Consider the following 4549-nt stretch of genomic DNA (forward strand, 5'->3'; position numbering starts at 1 on the left):
GGGCGGAAGTGGGCGACCCGCGGGTTGTCCGTGCCCTGTTCCCAGCCGCTGTTCACGATCATGTGCGTGCCGTGCGGCAGTTTGTCAGCGGTCAGCCGACCGCCGTCCCAGTGCCACATCCGGACCTCCGAGCGCTCGGCGAGGACCAGGTGGAACGGGTCGTACCTGGACAGATTCACGTCGGGCAGGTCGCCGCGGCGCAGGGCGAGCAGCGGCAGCTCGCCCCTGGAGCGCCGGATGTCGTCGCGCGCGAGGACGCCGCGGCCGTTCAGCAGCGCGGCGGCCCGGACGCCCGCCGGATCGACCGCCAGCCAGGTGCCGCCCGCCCGCAGATCGCGCCCGCCGAGCACGCCGGGGTGATCGGGCCAGTGCTCGCCCGGCGGGGTCCAGGGACGGCCCTCCAGCTCGTCCCTGACACCGGCGAGGATCACCGGGGCCTCCTCCTCCGGCGCGAAGCCGACGACCACCGTGCACATCCGCGTCCGCCTTCCCTCCCGCGCGTCCTGTGCAGGCTACGCCGTCGCTGCCCGGATCGCCGCGGGCGGGGGTCAGATCGGCGGCCAGGGGATGGCGGGCCAGTCCTCGGAGGGGTTGGGGTGCAGGCCGGTCTCGATGAGGCGGGCCACCCTGGCCTGGGTGGCGGCCAGCTCGGACAGGGTCAGCAGCTCGCGCAGCCGGCGGCCGAGCCTGCCGTTCTCCAGCTCGCGGTGCAGCCGGCCCAGCACGTTGACCGCCTCGCGGGGAAGCTGCTTGCCGCGCCACTGCCACAGCACCGTGCGCAGTTTGTCCTCGTGGGAGAAGCAGACGCCGTGATCGACGCCGTAGACGTGGCCGTCGGCCAGCGGCAGCAGATGGCCGCCCTTGCGGTCGGCGTTGTTAACGACGGCGTCGAAGACCGCCATCCGGCGCAGGCCCGGGTGCCGGCTGCGGATCAGCGCGATGAGATCGACCTGGTCGTCGGCGTCGATCCAGAACTGGCACATGCCGGGGCCGAACGGCCCGTCGCGGTAGACGGTGGGCGGCACGATCCGCCACCCGGTGATCTTGGAGACCTCGAAGGCGGCCACCTCACGGGAGGCGAGCGTGCCGTCCGGGAAGTCCCACAACGGGCGCTCGCCGCGTACCGGCTTGTAGACGCAGGCGGCGCTGAGGTCGCCCAGGCGCACCGTGCAGTAGAGCGTCATGTTGCTGGCCTCGACCAGCCGGCCCGCCACCTCCAACCGGCCCTCGCGCAGCAGCCGCAGCGCCGTCTCGTCGTCCAGCACCGGCTGCGCTCGCAAGGCGGACTCGCCCTCGGCCGTCATGAGCTCTCCTCCGCCCGTGCCGCGCGTGCGCGGCGACCCCCCCGAACACGTGATCCTCCCGGCACACGGAGCCCATCGCGCACGCGGGCACCGATGGATCTCTCGCTCACGCACCCCCCTGAAGGCTGCCCCGATGACCATTGAGACGAACGCAGACGTGCCCGTCGGCGTCGAGCGGGCGGCCGCACAGCGGACACGGTGGCCGGCCGGCGGCGACGATCGCGAGCGCGCGCTTGGTGAAGGCCCGTGCGACGCCGGCGCTCAAGCGCACCCGCAGCACCGCCGGCTCGGAAGGGTCGAGGTCCTCCTCATCGGTGACCTCCTGCGCCTCGATCACCACCTGGCCCGCGTCCTCGTCCCAGGCGAGGGCCATGGTGCCCACCCGGAAATCCTCGCTGATGGGCAGGTCGAGCGGCGCGTTGTCGGTCAGGTCGGCCGGTGCCATGGCGGGGACCCGCGAGGCGCCGCCGCTCATCCGCAGCACCTCGTCGAGCAGCTCGTCGAGGCGGTCGGCCAGCGCGGCCACCTGGAACTTCTCCAGGGCGACCGTCGTCAGCCGCCCGGCCTCGCGGGCCTGGATGTAGAAGGCGCGTGCCCCCGGCTGCCCCACGGCACCGGCCACGAACCTCTCCGGTGAGTCGTAGTCGAAGACCGGCATAGCCTGACCTTACGTGCTTCCGGCGCCGCCGCCGACAGCGGCGTCGCTCCCGGTGGAGTTTTCTCCCCCGTCTTTGTGCTCTGCGTCGGGCGGCGGGCGCAGACCGGCCACGTCGCCCCCGGTGTCGTTGAGCCTGAGGACGAAGGGCCGCAGCGGGGTGTAGCGGATCGCGGTCAGCGAGGCCGGATCTGCGATGATCCGCTGGAACTGGTCGAGATGGAGCCCCAGGGCGTCGGCCAGGATGGCCTTGATCACGTCGCCGTGGCTGCACACCAGATATACGCCTTCAGCGCCAAGCCGGGCATTCCACTCACGCACCGCGGTGATCGCGCGATGCTGCACGGCGGTGAGGGATTCTCCTCCGGGGAACGTCACCGCGCTGGGGTGGGCCTGCACGACCGGCCAGAGGGGGTCGCCGGCCAGCTCCTTGAGCGGCCTGCCGGTCCACTCGCCGTAGCGGCACTCCCCGAAGCGATCGTCGGTCTGCACGCGCACACCCGTACGCCCCCCGGCCACGGCCTCGGCGGTCTCCTGGCAGCGCTCCAGCGGGCTGCTGACGATCGCGTCGAGGTCGAGCCCGGCCAGTCGTTCGCCGAGCGCCTTGGCCTGCGCCGCACCCGCCTCGCTCAGATGGACCCCCGGGGTCCAGCCCGCGAGGACCGGACCGGTGAGCTCGGTCAGCCCGTGCCGGGCCAGCAACAGCGTCGTCACGCCGTCCAGCCTAGGTCGTGCCACCCCCATCCGGACACCCACGCCCCACAACGGCCTGCGGCTGTGGCGCGGTATGGGGCCCGGCGATGGCGCGGCGTGGGGGCCGGGTGGGGAAAAGGGGCGTCGGCCTTCGCGACATCGGCCTCGCCGAGGCCCATACCAGGGCATGAGGCTCTACCACGCGGACAGGCCGCTGACGGTAATCTGGCCTGATCATGGAGCAGCGCTATGTCGGGCGGAGCGGGCTTTCGGTCTCGCGTCTCGGCCTCGGCACGATGACGTGGGGACGCGACACCGGCCCGGAGGAGGCGGCGGCGCAGCTCCGCACGTTCGCCGAGGCCGGGGGCACGCTCGTCGACACCGCCGACGTCTACTCCGGGGGCGACTCCGAACGGCTGCTCGGCAGGCTGCTGCGCGACGTCGTCCCGCGCTGCGACGTGGTCATCGCCACCAAGGCGGTGCTCACACCCGAGGGCGGGCGGCCCTGCGACGCCTCCCGCCGGCACCTCCTGGCGGCGGTCGACTCCTCCCTGGCCCGGCTGGGCGTCGATGACGTGGAGCTGTGGCAGCTGCACGCGTTCGACCCCGAGGTGCCGCTGGACGAGACGCTGGCGGCCGTGGACGCCATCGTGTCCTCCGGGCGCGCGGCCTACGCGGGCGTGTGCAACTACGCGGGGTGGCAGGTCGCCGCGGCGGGCGTCGCCCAGCGCGCGACGCCGGGGCACGCCCCGATCGTGGCGGTCCAGGCCGAATACTCGCTGCTCGCCAGAGACGCCGAGCGCGAGCTGCTGCCCGCCGCCGAGTTCGTCGGCGCGGGCGTGCTGGCCTGGTCACCGCTCGGGCGCGGGGTGCTCACCGGCAAGTACCGCACCGGCATCCCGGCCGACTCGCGGGCGGCGACCCCGCATTTCGCCGAGTTCGTCCGTCCCTACCTGGACGAGCGGTCCCGGCGCGTGGTGGAGTCGGTCACGACCGCGGCGGAGGGTCTCGGGGTCTCACCTCTGGCGGTCGCGCTCTCCTGGGTACGCGACCAGCCCGGAGTCGCCTCGGCGATCGTGGGCGCACGGACCGACGCGCAGCTCACGGGTGTGCTGGAGGCGGAAGAACTGGTTCTGCCGAGGGAGATCAGGGAAGCCCTTGACGACGTCTCTGCGGACTGAGCACATGTCACGCCCGAGCCCAGCGGGATACGAGAGCCGACCTCACGTATCACTAGTCGATACCGAATCGCAACTTTCCGCTGAAAATTCGGGCGAGTTCACAAAACTGTCAACCGGGTGACTGAGGGGTAACCCACGGATGGCTGCCATAGCGGGCGCGGAGCGACGACCTGGACACCAGCGGGTGCGCGCCGCGCGCGCCATGGCGTGAGGCGGAGGGGAAGTTCCATGGGGAGGGGAAGGCGGAAGGCCGCCGTCTCTGCGGGCGCCTTGGTGCTCGCGCTGGGAGGCGTCGCGGCCGGGCCACCGCCGGCGGCGGGATTACCCGGCGGCGACTGCGACCCGGGAGGCAACGGCGGGCTGGTCTCCAACCTGACCGGAGGAGTGTGCGAGCTGGTCGACGGCGTCACCGACGTGGTGGACGACGTGACCGGCGACAAGCTGAAGCCGCTCACGAAGAAGATCGACGACACGGGAGAGAAGCTGCACGGCGGCAAACGGCGCGACGACGGCGAGCACGGCGGCGGCAAGAACGGCAACGGGCACGGCAATGGGCACGGGCACGGTCACGACGGGAACAATGACGTCGCGCCCACGGACCGTCCGCCGAGCCCCCGCCCGACGCAGCCGTCGCTCGGGCCCCGCGGCGAGGAGCCGCCCCTGCTGGAGACCGAGGGCCCGTGCCTGACGGTCCGGCCCGGCTGTACGGCCACGCC

At 72.7% G+C, this 4549-nt stretch carries 5 protein-coding genes and 1 pseudogene; 2 read left to right on the forward strand and 4 right to left on the reverse strand.

Annotated elements, in window-relative coordinates; genetic code table 11:
* The 4 genes from C1I98_RS35750 to C1I98_RS35765 all read right to left on the reverse strand — a co-directional run.
* On the reverse strand, positions 1 to 476 hold a 476-nt coding region (locus C1I98_RS35750), incomplete at its 3' end, for an NRDE family protein (RefSeq protein ID WP_111171722.1).
* 72 nt (positions 477 to 548) lie between these two features.
* Entirely contained in the window at positions 549 to 1304 is a 756-nt protein-coding gene (locus C1I98_RS35755; protein ID WP_111171723.1) for an SCO1664 family protein, read from the reverse strand.
* A 106-nt stretch (positions 1305 to 1410) separates the two neighbouring features.
* Positions 1411 to 1962 (reverse strand): DUF3090 domain-containing protein, encoded by a 552-nt coding sequence (locus C1I98_RS35760; protein ID WP_111171724.1) that lies wholly within the window; start codon positions 1960 to 1962, stop codon positions 1411 to 1413.
* Between the two features lie 9 nt (positions 1963 to 1971).
* Positions 1972 to 2673 carry a histidine phosphatase family protein gene (locus C1I98_RS35765; RefSeq protein WP_111171725.1) on the reverse strand — a complete coding sequence of 234 codons (702 nt, stop codon included), beginning with the start codon at positions 2671 to 2673 and terminating at the stop codon, positions 1972 to 1974.
* Between the two features lie 215 nt (positions 2674 to 2888).
* Between C1I98_RS35765 and C1I98_RS35770 the strand changes: the two genes are divergently transcribed.
* Entirely contained in the window at positions 2889 to 3833 is a 945-nt protein-coding gene (locus C1I98_RS35770) for an aldo/keto reductase (RefSeq protein WP_111171726.1), read from the forward strand.
* Between the two features lie 228 nt (positions 3834 to 4061).
* Positions 4062 to 4549, forward strand: a pseudogene (locus C1I98_RS35775) (hypothetical protein); the annotation flags it as partial.

Origin of the sequence: Spongiactinospora gelatinilytica, assembly GCF_003236385.1 — a bacterium.
Classification (GTDB): domain Bacteria; phylum Actinomycetota; class Actinomycetes; order Streptosporangiales; family Streptosporangiaceae; genus Spongiactinospora; species Spongiactinospora gelatinilytica.

Bases quoted from the DNA above. Each gene is read 5' to 3' on its own strand.
- C1I98_RS35755 (WP_111171723.1), bottom strand. From the start codon at position 1,304: ATGACGGCCGAGGGCGAGTCCGCCTTGCGAGCGCAGCCGGTGCTGGAC.
- C1I98_RS35760 (WP_111171724.1), bottom strand. From the start codon at position 1,962: ATGCCGGTCTTCGACTACGACTCACCGGAGAGGTTCGTGGCCGGTGCC.
- C1I98_RS35770 (WP_111171726.1), top strand. From the start codon at position 2,889: ATGGAGCAGCGCTATGTCGGGCGGAGCGGGCTTTCGGTCTCGCGTCTC.